Source organism: Leclercia sp. UBA1284, from assembly GCF_002308415.1.
Classification (GTDB): domain Bacteria; phylum Pseudomonadota; class Gammaproteobacteria; order Enterobacterales; family Enterobacteriaceae; genus Enterobacter; species Enterobacter pneumoniae.
The window spans coordinates 386,657-400,897 of sequence record NZ_DBUS01000007.1 but is presented as its reverse complement, the minus strand read 5'-3'; the positions used below and the strand labels follow the sequence as shown (position 1 = coordinate 400,897).

Annotated in this window: 11 protein-coding genes; 5 read left to right on the top strand and 6 right to left on the bottom strand. The window is 56.0% G+C overall.

The features are described 5' to 3' along the window. Positions 1–51: 51 nt before the first annotated feature. Together B3511_RS16640 and B3511_RS16635 are read right to left on the bottom strand one after the other, a co-directional pair. Complete coding sequence (locus B3511_RS16640; RefSeq protein ID WP_212478342.1) at positions 52–876, bottom strand: AraC family transcriptional regulator; 825 nt, start codon at positions 874–876, stop codon at positions 52–54. Positions 877–957: 81 nt separating this feature from the next. After that, on the bottom strand, positions 958–1,806 hold the full coding sequence (locus tag B3511_RS16635) for an SDR family oxidoreductase (protein WP_233803582.1): 849 nt from the start codon (positions 1,804–1,806) through the stop codon (positions 958–960). An 89-nt stretch (positions 1,807–1,895) separates the two neighbouring features. Here B3511_RS16635 and B3511_RS16630 point away from each other — a divergent pair, with 89 nt between their 5' ends. Then, positions 1,896–2,276: a winged helix-turn-helix transcriptional regulator gene (locus tag B3511_RS16630; RefSeq protein WP_212478340.1), complete on the top strand. Its 381-nt coding sequence runs from the start codon at positions 1,896–1,898 to the stop codon at positions 2,274–2,276. A 33-nt stretch (positions 2,277–2,309) separates the two neighbouring features. Here B3511_RS16630 and B3511_RS16625 read toward each other — a convergent pair whose 3' ends face one another. Next, positions 2,310–4,253 carry a bifunctional 2',3'-cyclic-nucleotide 2'-phosphodiesterase/3'-nucleotidase gene (locus B3511_RS16625; RefSeq protein ID WP_046886405.1) on the bottom strand — a complete coding sequence of 648 codons (1,944 nt, stop codon included), beginning with the start codon at positions 4,251–4,253 and terminating at the stop codon, positions 2,310–2,312. Positions 4,254–4,443: 190 nt separating this feature from the next. Here B3511_RS16625 and cysQ point away from each other — a divergent pair, with 190 nt between their 5' ends. After that, positions 4,444–5,184, top strand: a complete 741-nt coding sequence (cysQ, locus tag B3511_RS16620) for a 3'(2'),5'-bisphosphate nucleotidase CysQ (RefSeq protein WP_286783829.1) — start codon at positions 4,444–4,446, stop codon at positions 5,182–5,184. On the opposite strand, the gene B3511_RS16615 is transcribed toward cysQ, so the two are convergent. Next, a complete protein-coding gene (locus tag B3511_RS16615; RefSeq protein ID WP_040077468.1) occupies positions 5,178–5,735 on the bottom strand; it encodes a YtfJ family protein in 558 nt (185 codons plus the stop codon). The two genes, cysQ and B3511_RS16615, sit on opposite strands and share 7 nt — an antisense overlap. A gap of 328 nt (positions 5,736–6,063) precedes the next feature. On the opposite strand from B3511_RS16615, the gene B3511_RS16610 reads away from it, so the two are divergent. Beyond that, on the top strand, positions 6,064–6,270 hold the full coding sequence (locus B3511_RS16610; RefSeq protein ID WP_012015808.1) for a DUF1107 domain-containing protein: 207 nt from the start codon (positions 6,064–6,066) through the stop codon (positions 6,268–6,270). Between the two features lie 66 nt (positions 6,271–6,336). Here the strand turns inward: B3511_RS16610 and B3511_RS16605 are convergent, their stop codons facing one another. Continuing rightward, positions 6,337–7,674: a hemolysin family protein gene (locus B3511_RS16605; protein ID WP_207292873.1), complete on the bottom strand. Its 1,338-nt coding sequence runs from the start codon at positions 7,672–7,674 to the stop codon at positions 6,337–6,339. Between the two features lie 193 nt (positions 7,675–7,867). Continuing rightward, positions 7,868–8,509, bottom strand: coding sequence for a peptide-methionine (S)-S-oxide reductase MsrA (msrA, locus tag B3511_RS16600; protein ID WP_040077466.1), 642 nt, complete (start codon positions 8,507–8,509; stop codon positions 7,868–7,870). A 223-nt stretch (positions 8,510–8,732) separates the two neighbouring features. Between msrA and tamA the strand changes: the two genes are divergently transcribed. Beyond that, positions 8,733–10,466 carry an autotransporter assembly complex protein TamA gene (gene tamA, locus B3511_RS16595; RefSeq protein ID WP_040077465.1) on the top strand — a complete coding sequence of 578 codons (1,734 nt, stop codon included), beginning with the start codon at positions 8,733–8,735 and terminating at the stop codon, positions 10,464–10,466. Beyond that, positions 10,463–14,239: an autotransporter assembly complex protein TamB gene (gene tamB, locus B3511_RS16590; protein WP_286783828.1), complete on the top strand. Its 3,777-nt coding sequence runs from the start codon at positions 10,463–10,465 to the stop codon at positions 14,237–14,239. The genes tamA and tamB overlap by 4 nt, the downstream gene beginning before the upstream one ends. The last annotated feature ends 2 nt before the right edge of the window (positions 14,240–14,241 follow it).

The window sequence follows — 14,241 nt, the reverse complement described above, 5'->3', positions numbered from 1 at the left end:
TGCGGTAAGTGTAGAAAGGGAGGCGCGGAGAGTATTGTACGAGGTTGCGCATTAACGCCTCGCCACCTGCTTCTGATAGCGAACCGGGGTGATGCCATAACGGCGGGTAAAGGCCCGGGTCAGGTGCGATTGATCGGTTAAACCGGTGGCGGCGGCCACTTCGGCGGCGGGCATGCCGTGGGTAAGAAAAGCCTTGGCGCGCCACAGGCGAATAGCCATCAGCATCTGGTGCGGGGTGACGTGAAAATGGGCCTTAAACTGGCGCTGGAAATGATACGGGCTGAGCGCCACCACCTGCGCCAGTTCGTCCAGGGTCAGGGCGTGCATATAGTTGTCGTGCAGATAGTCACGCACTCGCTCAAATCGGTGCGCCCCCTCCTGAATCTGCGGTGCATGGCGTGCCAGCGGCTGGAAAGTCTCAATCAAATCCAGCAGCAACCCTTTCTGAGCCAGCGGATCGTCGGTATGCCACAGGGCGTAGATAAGCTGGCCGATTTGCCGGGAGCGTAGCGGATCGTAACGGGTGACATCGCTAAACCACCAGTGACGCACGCCGGTTACCTCTTCCAGCAGGTCGGGTTCAAGATAAACCATACGGTAACGCCAGCCGCCATCGGTCGCGGACTCGCCGGTATGGATCTCATCCGGGTTCATGGTGACGACAGATTTCTCAGGGGCGAGGTAGTGGGAGCCGCGATAACGAAAGCGCTCGGCACCGGTTTCGATAGTGCCGATACCAAAGGCTTCATGGGTATGGGGTTCAAAGGCATAGCGGGAGATATGGGCATGGTAAAGCTCCACGCCGGGTAGCTGCGCCAGATGGCGAAAGCGGGCGCTGTCTCTCTCATCAATAAACTGTTCAGGTACGCCTTGCACAGCCACACTCCTCACGGGTCATTCTTTCATTATCAGAGATGACCCGTGGGGATGCTACAAAAAATAACCTGTCTTTAACAATTACAGAATCGCTTTGACGCTCTCCGCCAGCGGCGTGGTCGGGCGGCCAATCAGCGCACTCAGGGTATGGCTGTCGTCAAATAGGCCCCCTTTTGAAGCGCCCGTGTCAGAGTCTGCCAGCATCTCCGCCAGCCCGGCCGGAAGACCCACGCTCTTCAGCGCGGCAGAAAAATCGGCTTCGCTAAGATTCTGGTACTTCACGCTCTTCCCGCTCTGTTTGCTCAGTTCGGCCGCCAGTTCGCTCAGGGTCCAGGCGTTATCACCCGCCAGTTCGTAGACTTTTCCGGCATGGCCCTCTTCGGCGATCACTTTGGCTGCGGCCGCTGCGTAATCTGCACGGGTGGCAGAGGCGATTTTGCCATCCCCCGCTGAGCCAATAAACACGCCATGCTCCAGGGCAGGCGGCGCGCTGGCAAGATAGTTTTCGGTATACCAGCCGTTACGCAGCAGGGTGAACGGAATACCCGATTCGGCCAGCGCTTTTTCGGTGGCGACGTGCTCAACGTGCAGGCCCAGTGGGGAGGTGTCAGCATGTAGCAGACTGGTATAAGCAATAAATTTTACGCCCGCCGCTTTGGCGGCGTTAATGACGTTCTGGTGTTGTGGTGCGCGCTGGCCCACTTCGCTGGAGGAGATCAGCAGCAGCTTTTCTACGCCCTGCAGCGCGGAGGTGAACGCCGCCTGGTCGGCGTAATCTGCCTGACGCACGTCAAGGCCTTGCTGGCTCAGGGCCCCGGCTTTCGCCGGATTACGCACAATCGCCACAATTTGACTGGCTGGAACGGTTTTCAACAGCTGCTCGATAACATGATGGCCAAGCTGGCCGGTAGCACCGGTAATTGCGATCATGATGAAGATCCTTCGTTTCAGGAGAGTGTTATGGCACACTAGCACCAACGCTAACTTTTAGTAAGTACGTACAAAAAGGTAAGTATTAAATGGGTCAACAAACGCTCACCGAGCAAATGCGTGATGGCAATCTGTTTGCCGAACAGTGTCCGTCGCGAGAGGTGCTTAAGCACGTTACCAGCCGCTGGGGTGTTCTGATTCTGGTGGCGCTGCGTGAAGGGACCCACCGTTTTAGCGATCTACGACGCAAAATGGGGGGCGTCAGCGAAAAGATGCTCTCGCAGTCACTGCAGGCGCTGGAGCAGGACGGCTTTCTCAATAGGGTGTCATTTCCGGTGGTGCCTCCGCATGTGGAGTACAGCCTGACCCCGCTGGGGAGTGAGGTGAGTGAGAAGGTGGCCGCACTGGCCGACTGGATTGAGCTGCATACCCCAGAGGTGATCGGCAACCGGGAAGGGCGCGCAGCCTGAACCCCGGCAGCATAACGCTGCCGGGACAGGGCATTACTTACCTAAATCCAGCTGATAGAGGGCAAAGCCGATCTCATCATTGCCGACTTTATGCATCGGATACTGGGCTTTCTCTTTGATGAATGCCGCCGCTTTCTCCGACGGTGAGGTTTCAAAGCGAATATCCAGCTTCACATCGCTGTGAATCGGAGCCAGGCGCCAGTTGTTGTCGGCGGCCGGATGGATTGCACCCGACTGCTTCGACTGTTCGCCAATCCACGCCGCCAGTACCGAGCGGTTCTCATCGGGTGAAGCAAAGGCGATATGGCTATCGCCCGTTCCGGCAAATTTCCCGCCGTAGGCACGATAGTTATTGGTGGCGACCAGGAAAGTGGCATTGGGATCGATTGGCTTGCCGTTAAAGGTCAGATGCGTAATACGCTCTGCCTGCGGGTTAATGGTCTGGCATTCGCCGTCATATTTCGCTGGCTGAGTCACATCAATCTGGTAATCCACCCCATCGATCACGTCGAAGTTATAGGTGCGGAAACCGTCCCAGTTAATCAGAGACTGCGGTTTTGTGCTGGTCGGGTCAATCTGGTTAAACTGCCCGGCAGAGCACTCCAGCCACTCCTTCACCTCTTTGCCGGTGGCTTTTACCACCACAAGGGTGTTGGGATAGAGATAGAGATCGGCGGCATTGCGGAAGGTGAGCTGGCCTTTTTCCACCTCAACGTAGCTGGCCGGGTCGTTTTTACGCCCGCCCACTTTAAACGGTGCGGCGGCAGAGAGCACCGGCAGCTTCGCGAGGTCCGGGTCGCCCTGAATAAAGCGCTCGGTATAAGCTTTTTGCGCCATGTTCACCACCTGCACGGTGGGGTCGTCCTGCACCAGTGCCAGGAAGCTGTACATATTGTCGGAGGATTTCCCCACCGGCTTGCTAACGAACTCGCGGGTCGCGTCGTGATCGTGCTTCAGTACCTGCACCAGATCCTTATCTTCGCCTACCAGCGCCTTTTTCGCGGCGGCATCGTAGATGGGGCGCGCTTCCGCTTTCGAGGTGGTGACCTGCCATTTACCGCTGTCGTTATTCAGCACCAAATCCACCACCCCCAGGTGATCGCCCCACATCCCCGGCATGACGGCCGGAATGCCGTTCAACGTCCCTTTGGCGATGTCCGCCCCTTTAATACTGGCGAAATCTTTCCCCGGGAAGACCGCGTGCGCGTGACCAAACAGGATGGTGTCGACGCCCGGCACTTCGCTCAGGTAGTAAACCGAGTTCTCTGCCATCGCCTGGTACGGGTCGGCTGACAGCCCGGAGTGGGCGACTACCACCACCAGGTCGGCGCCTTTTTCGCGCATCTCCGGCACATATTTGCGCGCGGTTTCGGTGATGTCATTCACCGTAACTTTGCCGCTCAGGTTGGCTTTATCCCAGGTCATGATCTGCGGCGGGACAAAACCGATATAGCCAATCTTCAGGGTCTGCTTTTTGCCATCCTGATCGACCACCTCAGTCTCTTTAATCAGGTAGGGGGTAAACAGCGGCTTTTGGGTCTTAACGTCGATGATATTGGCATTAACGTACGGGAATTTGGCGCCAGCGAGGGCCATATGCAGGTAGTCCAGCCCGTAGTTGAACTCATGATTCCCGAGGTTGCCCACGGCGTAATCAAGGGTGTTCAGGGCCTTATAGACCGGGTGAATATCCCCTTTTTTCAGCCCTTTTGCCGCCATGTAATCACCGAGCGGACTACCCTGAATTAAGTCTCCGTTGTCGACCAGTACGCTATTTTTCACTTCGCCACGGGCGGCGTTGATCAGGCTTGCGGTACGTACCAGGCCAAATTTCTCTGTCGGGGCATCTTTGTAGTAATCGAAGTCCATCATGTTACTGTGCAGATCGGTGGTTTCCAGAATACGTAGATCTACCGTCGCTGCCTGTACACTCGCGGCAATCAGCGTCGCCAGGAGCGTTGCACTAAACTTAATCATTGAGGGGTCCTTTTTTTCGATCCAGGCCACAAAAGAATATGTATGTATATTTTTTTGCTTACAGAATTGTGAATCCTGCCAGAAAAAAGGACCGCGAAACCGGAATTGCTTCACAGATAGCGGATTTATTCACAATACGATATAAATAAAACAAAGAGTTATACCCACTGTGATAACAAAGAGGTGGAGAATGTTAGATAAAATTTGTCAGCTCGCACGGGAGGCGGGGGATGCCATCATGCAGGTCTATGATGGCAAGGTGCCGCTCGATGTCGTGAACAAAGTGGATGACTCGCCGGTGACGGCGGCGGATATTGCGGCGCATAGCGTGATTCTAAAAGGCCTGCAGGCGCTGACGCCGGAAATCCCGGTACTCTCTGAAGAGGCACCGCAAAGCTGGGATGAACGCCAGCACTGGCAACGCTACTGGCTGGTGGATCCACTGGATGGGACGAAAGAGTTCATCAAGCGTAATGGTGAGTTCACCGTCAATATCGCCCTGATTGAAAAGGGTAAAGCGGTGCTCGGCGTGGTATATGCGCCGGTGCTGAAGGTGATGTACAGCGCGGCTGAAGGCAAGGCGTGGAAAGAAGAGTGCGGCGTGCGCAAGCAGATTCAGGTGCGGGATGCCAGGCCGCCGCTGGTGGTGATCAGCCGTTCGCACAGCGACAACGAACTGCAGGAGTACTTGCAACAGCTGGGTGAGCATCAGACCACGTCCATTGGCTCGTCGCTGAAGTTCTGTCTGGTGGCAGAAGGGCAGGCACAGCTCTATCCCCGCTTCGGGCCAACCAACATCTGGGATACTGCCGCAGGCCATGCGGTGGCCGCCGCCGCCGGCGCGCATGTTCACGACTGGCAGGGTAAGCCTCTCGACTATACCCCGCGTGAATCGTTCCTTAACCCGGGGTTCCGGGTGTCGCTCTATTGATCGAGCAACTTGTGCAGCAGGGCAGTGACCTGCTGCACCTCATCCTGGCTTAAGCCTCCGTCTTTTGCCCACTGGATGCGTCCCGCTTTATCCAGCACCACAACCGCCGAGCCCTCCTCCTCTAACTGCCACGCTCCGCGTACCACGCCGTTGCTGTCCACGATGAACTGTGACCAGGGGTAGAGCTTTTTATTGCTCTCCAGGCTGCTGCGCACAAACATGCCGGAGCCGGGAATGGCATCATCGGTGTTGACAATGGTGGTCGTTTGATAGCGGTCATGTGGCAAATTTGCGGTCTTGATCGCTTCAATAAGTGTGGCATTTTTCTCTTTTGCGGAGGTGCGACCGGCAATATGCATGACAACTCTCACTTTTCCTGCGAGCTGCGCGCTATTCCAGCTTTTATAGCTAAACTTATTATTGTCGAGGATCAATTCTCCCCGGTCGGCAACGCCCACCGGCGGCACACGTTGCCCCTTTTCAAAATTATGTGCACTGGCCATCAGCGGAAGCATCAGGCAGGCGACTGCCAGAACGTTACGTAGGGTCATGGTTTTTCCTTTTTTATAAATTGCAGGTGATCCGACCACTTGGTCATACGTTTTTAATGATATGTGCGATCGTCTCTGTTTACCCGCAATCCCGGTGCCAGATTGCGGTGGAACGCACATAACTGGACAAAAACGACGGCTTATACTGCCTGTAGGTAAGCTTTGCAAAGAAAATTCTGAATAACTGTCATCAAAAGGTAAATAAACTTATGCACACTGGGTATCACTGATTTTCTGGTCTATAGTCATTGGGCATCAAAATTTGCGCTCTGGAAAGTCGGGCTGAATGTGGCACCGCAAGGGCGTATGATTCGCAGGAGATATTAAAATGAAAATTTTCCAACGCTACAATCCGCTTCAGGTAGCGAAATACGTAAAAATCCTGTTCCGTGGACGGTTGTATATCAAGGATGTTGGCGCTTTTGAGTTCGATAAGGGCAAGATCCTTATCCCAAAAGTGAAGGACAAACAGCACTATTCTGTGATGTCCGAAGTCAACCGTCAGGTTATGCGTCTGCAGACTGAGATGGCTTAACCAACGTGCTATGCAGTAATAAAGAAACGGCTCCCGATGGGAGCCGTTGATGTTTCTGGGACAGCGTTATTCCGACACTTTCTCTTGTGCATCCGGCAGCTTCGGTACCAGCACGGTCGGTTTGTTATCGATGCGGGTGACCAGCAGCTGATCGATACGGTAGTTGTCGATATCCACCACTTCGAATTTAAAGCCTGAGAACTTCACCGAGTCGGTACGTTTCGGGATCTTACGCAGCATAAACATCATAAAGCCGCCGATGGTCTCGTAGTTACCTGACTGCGGGAACTCATCAATGTCCAGAACACGCATTACATCTTCAATCGGCGTGCCGCCATCGATCAGCCATGAGTTCTCGTCACGCTGAACAATCTGCTCTTCCAGCCCCTGGCCCACCAGGTCGCCCATCAGCGTGGTCATCACGTCGTTCAGCGTGATAATCCCCACCACCAGCGCATATTCGTTCATGATGACCGCGAAGTCTTCGCCCGCGGTTTTGAAACTTTCCAGCGCTTCAGAAAGGGTCAGGGTATCGGGAACGATCAGCGTATTACGGATCTGCACGCCACTGTTCAGCGCCAGGCTCTGGTTCGCCAGTACGCGGTTCAGCAGGTCTTTAGAGTCCACGTAGCCGATGATGTGGTCGATATCTTCATTACAGACCAGGAACTTAGAGTGCGGATGTTCCGCTACTTTTTGTTTCAGGCTCTGCTCGTCTTCATGCAGATCGAACCAAATCACGCTTTCACGTCCGGTCATAGAGGACGGCACGGTACGGGATTCCAGTTCGAACACGTTCTCAATCAGCTCGTGCTCCTGTTTACGCAACACGCCAGCCAGCGCACCCGCTTCGACCACCGCGTAAATATCGTCGGAGGTGATGTCGTCTTTGCGCACCATCGGCAGTTTAAAGATGCGGAAAATCATATTCGCCAGGCCGTTAAAGAACCACACCAGCGGACGGAACACATACAGACAGAAGCGCATCGGGTTGATGATACGCAAAGCCACGGCTTCAGGCGCAATCATACCGATGCGTTTCGGTGTCAGGTCAGCGAAGAGAATGAACAGACCCGTCACCAGCGAGAACGAGAGAATAAAGCTCAACTGCTCTGAGAGTTCAGGCGAGAAGTACTTTGAGAAGAGAGTGTAAAAGACTGGGGAGAAGGCTGCGTCACCGACGATACCGCCCAGAATCGCTACCGCGTTAAGGCCAATTTGCACCACGGTAAAGAACATACCGGGGTTTTCCTGCATTTTTAAAACGCGATGTGCATTGATGTTACCGTCATCGGCAAGCAGTTTAAGTTTGATTTTACGGGATGCGGCCAGTGAAATTTCTGAAACTGAGAAAAATGCACTCACGGCAATCAGACAAAGTATTACTAAAATACTGTTTAACATATCTTATCCGGCTTTTCGCCAGATCCTCGGAAGGGAAGTTAAGTTTCGTTTGAAGAGATAGTGAAAACCGGTCCGAAGCGGTAGGCCGGTTGTTTCAGCGGCTAGTATAGCGTAAAGCACTGTAAACCCGCCAGAGATCACTTTTTGACCCGACCTTGCAGCAGGCAGGCAAAGTCGGGTCAAGGCAGAACGGTTAGGCCAGCTGAGGAGGCAGGCAGACACCAATACCGCCGATACCGCAGTAGCCGTACGGATTTTTGTGCAGATACTGCTGATGGTCATCTTCCGCGTAGTAGAACGGCGTGGCCGTCGCGATTTCGGTAGTGACATGACGGGTATCATGGGCATCGATCATCGCTTGCTGGAAGCGTGCCAGGCTGTCACGTGCCGCGGCATCCTGCTCCGGAGTCAGCGGGTAGATCGCTGAGCGGTACTGCGTACCGTGGTCATTACCCTGGCGCATGCCCTGAGCGGGATCGTGGTTCTCCCAGAAAACCTGCAGCAGTTGTTCGTAGCTGATCACTGCAGGATCGTACACTACGCGCACCGCTTCAGCGTGCCCGGTCTGGCCGGAGCAGACTTCGCGGTAGGTCGGATTAGGGGTATAGCCGCCGCTGTAGCCCGCTGCGGTACTGTAGACGCCGGGCAACTGCCAGAAGAGGCGCTCAACGCCCCAGAAGCAGCCCATGGCGAAGATCGCGATCTCCATGCCGTCCGGGACGTTAGTCATGGAGTGGCCGTTAACGGCGTGCAGGGTGGCGACAGGCATTGGGGTGTTACGTCCCGGTAATGCATCCGCCTGAGCAACAAGGTGCTTTTTATCAAATATACTCACGGTGTGGCCTCCGGGGTAAAGGTATTGGGGTTAAGGTTGTCACGACGCGTTTAATTGAACACAATAATTACGCTGAATGAGTCTAGATTTAAACATAAGAAATATTAGGGTGCTCAGCCATTTTTCAACCCACTACACGGGTTTTGGGCTCTATGCCGTGATACGCCGCGGAGCGGCACTTCAAATGCTTCCAGGGTGGAAACAAGGATATTCAGGAGAAAACGTGCCAAAGATCCGCCAGTTATGTTTGGTCAGTTTATTGCTGACAAGCGGAGTCGCCAGCGCGGCGAATGTCCGTTTGCAGGTTGAAGGGTTAACCGGTGCGCTGCAAAAAAACGTGCGAGCGCAGCTTTCGACCATCGAAAGTGATGAAGTCACGCCAGACAGGCGCTTTCGCGCACGCGTGGACGATGCCATCCGCGAAGGGTTAAAAGCGTTGGGTTATTACGAACCCACCATCGAATTTGATCTTCGCCCGCCGCCGGCTAAAGGGCGCCAGGTGCTGATTGCCCGCGTCTCGCCGGGCGAGCCGGTAAAAATTGGCGGCACCGACGTGGTGCTGCGCGGTGGAGCGCGTGACGATCAGGATTACATTAAGTTATTGCACGATCGTCCGGCTATCGGCACGGTACTGAACCATTCCGACTACGAAGGTTTCAAAAAAGATCTCACCCGTGTCGCCTTGCGCAAAGGTTACTTCGACAGCCAGTTTAATAAGAGCCAGTTAGGCATCGCCCTGGACCGGCATCAGGCTTTCTGGGATATCGACTACGACAGCGGCCAACGCTACCGTTTTGGCGATGTCACTTTTGAAGGGTCGCAAATCCGCGACGAATACCTGCAAAACTTAATCCCCTTTAAAGAGGGGGATTTTTATGAGTCAAAAGATTTGGCCGAACTGAACCGGCGTCTTTCCGCTACCGGCTGGTTTAACTCAGTAGTGGTGGCACCCGAGTTCGACAAAGCTCGTCAGAGCAAGGTATTACCGCTGCACGGCGTGGTCTCACCCCGCACCGAAAACACCATTGAAACCGGGGTAGGTTACTCCACGGACGTCGGGCCGCGCGTTAAAGCGACCTGGAAAAAACCGTGGATGAACTCCTACGGCCACAGCCTGACCACCAGCGCCAGCATCTCGGCCCCGGAGCAGCAGCTCGATTTCAGCTATAAAATGCCGCTGCTGAAAAACCCGCTGGAGCAATATTACCTGCTGCAGGGCGGGTTCAAGCGTACCGATCTGAACGACACCGAGGCAGACTCCACTACCCTTGCCATATCGCGCTACTGGGATCTCTCCAGCGGCTGGCAGCGGGCGATTAACCTGCGCTGGAGCCTCGATCACTTTACCCAGGCGAACGTGACTAACACCACGATGCTGCTCTACCCGGGGGTCATGATTAGCCGTACACGCTCCCGCGGCGGCCTGATGCCGACGTGGGGGGATTCTCAGCGTTACTCGGTGGATTACTCCAATAGCGCCTGGGGCTCGGACGTGGACTTTGTGGTCGTGCAGGCCCAGAACGCCTGGATTCGCACCCTCTACGATCGCCACCGCTTTGTGGTCCGCGGTAATCTGGGCTGGATCGAAACCGGCGATTTCGACAAGGTGCCACCCGACCTGCGTTTCTTCGCCGGTGGTGACCGCAGTATTCGCGGCTATAAATACAAATCCATCGCGCCGGAAGATAACGAAGGCAAGCTGATCGGGGCCTCGAAGCTGGCCACCGGCTCGCTGGAGTATCAATATAACGTGACAGGTAAGTGGTGGGGGGCGACCTTCATCGACAGCGGCGAAGCGGTGAGTGACATTCGCCGTAGCGATTTTAAAACCGGCGCCGGGGTTGGCGTGCGATGGGAATCGCCGGTGGGGCCGATCAAGCTCGACTTTGCCGTGCCGATAGGTGACAAAGACAACCACGATCTGCAGTTTTATATCGGTCTGGGGCCAGAATTATGAGTTTATGGAAGAAGATAAGCCTCGGCGTACTGATTTTTATTCTGCTGCTGCTGGGGACGGTGGCCTTCCTGGTGGGCACCACCAGCGGCCTGCATGTACTGTTTAAGGCGGCGAACCGCTGGGTACCGGGGCTGGAAATTGGCCAGGTGACCGGCGGCTGGCGCGATCTGCATTTGAGGAACGTGCGTTATACCCAGCCGGGCGTGGCGGTAAATGCGGGCGATTTTCACCTTGCGGTGAAGCTGGGCTGTTTGCGCGACAGCAAACTTTGCGTCAATGACCTCTCGCTTAAAGACGTCAACGTGGCGATTGATTCGAGCAAAATGCCGAAATCGGCGCCGCCAGAAGAGGAGGACAGCGGCCCGCTGAACCTCTCTACGCCGTATGAAATCGCCCTTTATCGGGTGGCGTTGAACAACGTTAACGTCAAAATCGACGATACCACGGCCTCGGTGATGGACTTCACGTCCGGCCTGCGCTGGCAGGAGAAAAACCTGACCCTGACCCCAACCTCGTTACAGGGGCTCTTGATTGCCCTGCCAAAAGTGGCCGACGTGGCGCAGGAAGAGATTGTCGATCCAAAAATTCAGAAGCCGCAGCCGGAGGAAAAACCGCTTGGCGAGACGCTGAAGGATCTCTTCTCAAAACCGGTTCTGCCGGAGATGACCGACGTTCATCTGCCGCTCAATCTTAACATCGAAGAATTTAAGGGCGAGCAGCTGCGCCTGACCGGTGACACCGACCTGACCGTCTTTAACATGCTGCTTAAAGTCAGCAGCATTGACGGCAACATGAAGCTCGATGCGCTGGATATCGACACCAACCAGGGGAGCGTAAATGCGACCGGTAATGCGCTGCTGCGTGATAACTGGCCGGTAAATATCACCCTTAATAGTGCCCTCAATATCGATCCGCTCAAAGGCGAGAAGGTGAAGCTGAAGGTAGGCGGTGCCCTGCGCGACCAGCTGGAATTTGGCGTTAATCTCTCTGGCCCGGTGGATATGGTGCTGCGCGGCCAGACCCGCCTTGCCGAAGCCGGCCTGCCGCTCAATCTGGAGCTGGTAAGCGAGCAACTCTACTGGCCATTCACCGGTGAGAAGCAGTACCAGGCCGATGATCTGAAGCTGAAGCTCAGCGGCAAAATGACCGATTACACCCTGTCGTTCCGCACGGCGGTGAAGGGCGAAGGTTTACCGCCCGCGACCATCACCCTTGATGCAAAGGGCAATGAGCAGCAGGTTAATCTCGATAAGCTCACCGTGGCAGCGCTGGAAGGCAAAACCGAACTGACGGCACTCCTCGACTGGCAGCAGGCTATCAGCTGGCGCGGTGAGCTGAAGCTGGCAGGTATTAACACGGCAAAAGAGTTCCCGGAGTGGCCATCGAAGCTCGACGGGCTGATCAAAACGCGCGGCAGTCTGTACGGCGGGACCTGGCAAATGGACGTGCCGGAGATCAAGCTGGCCGGCAACGTGAAACAGAACAAGCTCAACGTTGATGGTTCCCTGAAGGGCAACAGCTATCTCCAGTGGACTATCCCGGGGCTGCACGTGGCGCTGGGACGTAATAACGCGGATATCAAAGGCGAGCTAGGGGTAAAAGACCTCAACCTCGACGCCACTATTGATGCGCCCAATCTGGATAATGCCCTGCCAGGGCTAGGCGGTACGGCCAAAGGACTGGTGAAAGTGCGCGGTACGGTAGAGGCGCCGCAGCTGCTGGCGGATATCACTGCCAATAACCTGCGCTGGCAAGAACTCTCCGTGGCCCGCGTGCGCGTAGAGGGCGACGTAAAATCCACCGATCAGATTGCCGGTAACCTGAACCTGCGCGTTGAGCGCATTGCTCAGCCGAGCGTCAATCTGAGTCTGGTGACCCTGGAGGCCAAAGGCAGCGAGAAGCAGCACGATCTCCAGCTACGGGTGCAGGGTGAGCCGGTTGCCGGCCAGCTGCATCTGACCGGCAGCTTTGACCGTCAGGGGCAGCGCTGGAAAGGCACGCTGGATAACACCCGCTTCACCACCCCGGTGGGGCCGGTGGCGCTCTCCCGTTCTGTCGCGCTGGATTACCGCAACGCGGAACAAAAAATCAGCATTGGCCCGCACTGCTGGACCAACCCGAACGCCGAGCTGTGTCTCCCTCAGACCGTCGATGCCGGCGCCGAAGGTCGCGCGGTCGTGAATCTGAACCGCTTCGACCTGGCGATGCTGAAACCCTTTATGCCCGAGACGACGCAGGCGAGCGGCGTATTCAGCGGTAAAGCGGATGTGGCGTGGGATACCACCAAACCGGGCCTGCCGCAGGGCAGCGTGACGCTTGCCGGACGAAACGTGAAGGTGTCGCAGGAGGTCAATGGTGCACCGCTGCCGCTGGACTTCAGTACGCTCAACCTGCGTGCCGATCTGCACAACAACCGCGCCCAGCTGGAGTGGTTAATTCGTCTGGTCAACAACGGCCAGCTCGATGGTCAGGTGCAGATAAGCGATCCACAGGGGCAGCGTAATCTGGGCGGCAACGTCAATATTCGCAACCTCAACCTGGCGATGGTCAACACCATCTTCTCACGCGGCGAAAAGGCGGCGGGGATGCTGAATGCCAACCTGCGCCTGGCGGGGAATGCGCAGAGCCCGCAGCTGTTTGGCCAGATGCAGCTGAACGGCGTGGACATCGACGGTAACTTTATGCCGTTTGATATGCAGCCAAGCCAGCTCGCGATGAAATTCAATGGCATGAGTTCGACGCTTGCCGGGGTCGTGCGCACGCAGCAGGGGCAGATCAACCTGAGCGGCGATGCAGACTGGAGCCAGCTTGATAACTGGCGCGCGCGGGTGGCCGCGAAGGGCAGCAAGGTGCGTATCACGGTGCCGCCAATGGTGCGGCTGGATGTCTCGCCGGACGTGGTATTTGAAGCGACGCCGAGCCTCTTCACCCTCGATGGCCGCGTAGATGTGCCCTGGGCGCGAATCGTGGTGCACGACCTGCCAGAGAGCGCGGTGGGCGTCTCCAGCGACGAGGTGATGCTTGATAACAATCTGCAGCCCAAAGAGGCGCAGAGCGCGGGCATTCCGATTAACAGCAACCTGATAGTCCACGTCGGCAACAACGTGCGTCTGGACGCCTTTGGCCTGAAGGCCCGCCTTACCGGCGACCTGAAGGTAGCTCAGGATAAGCAGGGGCTGGGGCTTAACGGGCAGATCAATATTCCGGAAGGGCGCTTCCATGCCTACGGCCAGGATCTGCTTGTGCGTAAAGGCGAGCTGCTCTTCTCTGGTCCGCCGGACCAGCCGCTGCTGAATATTGAAGCGATCCGTAATCCGGAGTCGACAGAAAACGACGTGATTGCCGGGGTGCGGGTAACCGGCACCGCCGACGAACCGAAAGCGGAGATCTTCTCTGACCCGGCGATGTCGCAACAGGAAGCGCTCTCTTACCTGCTGCGCGGCCAGGGGCTGGACAGCAACCAGAGCGACAGTGCTGCTATGACCTCAATGTTAGTTGGCCTGGGGGTTGCACAAAGTGGGCAGGTTGTGGGTAAAATCGGCGAGACGTTTGGCGTAAGCAATCTGGCGCTGGACACCCAGGGGGTCGGTGACTCCTCGCAGGTGGTGGTCAGCGGCTATGTTCTGCCGGGTCTGCAGGTAAAATACGGTGTGGGGATCTTTGACTCCTTAGCGACTCTCACGTTACGCTATCGCCTGATGCCTAAGCTATATCTGGAAGCGGTGTCTGGCGTAGACCAGGCACTCGATCTGCTCTATCAGTTTGAGTTTTAGCA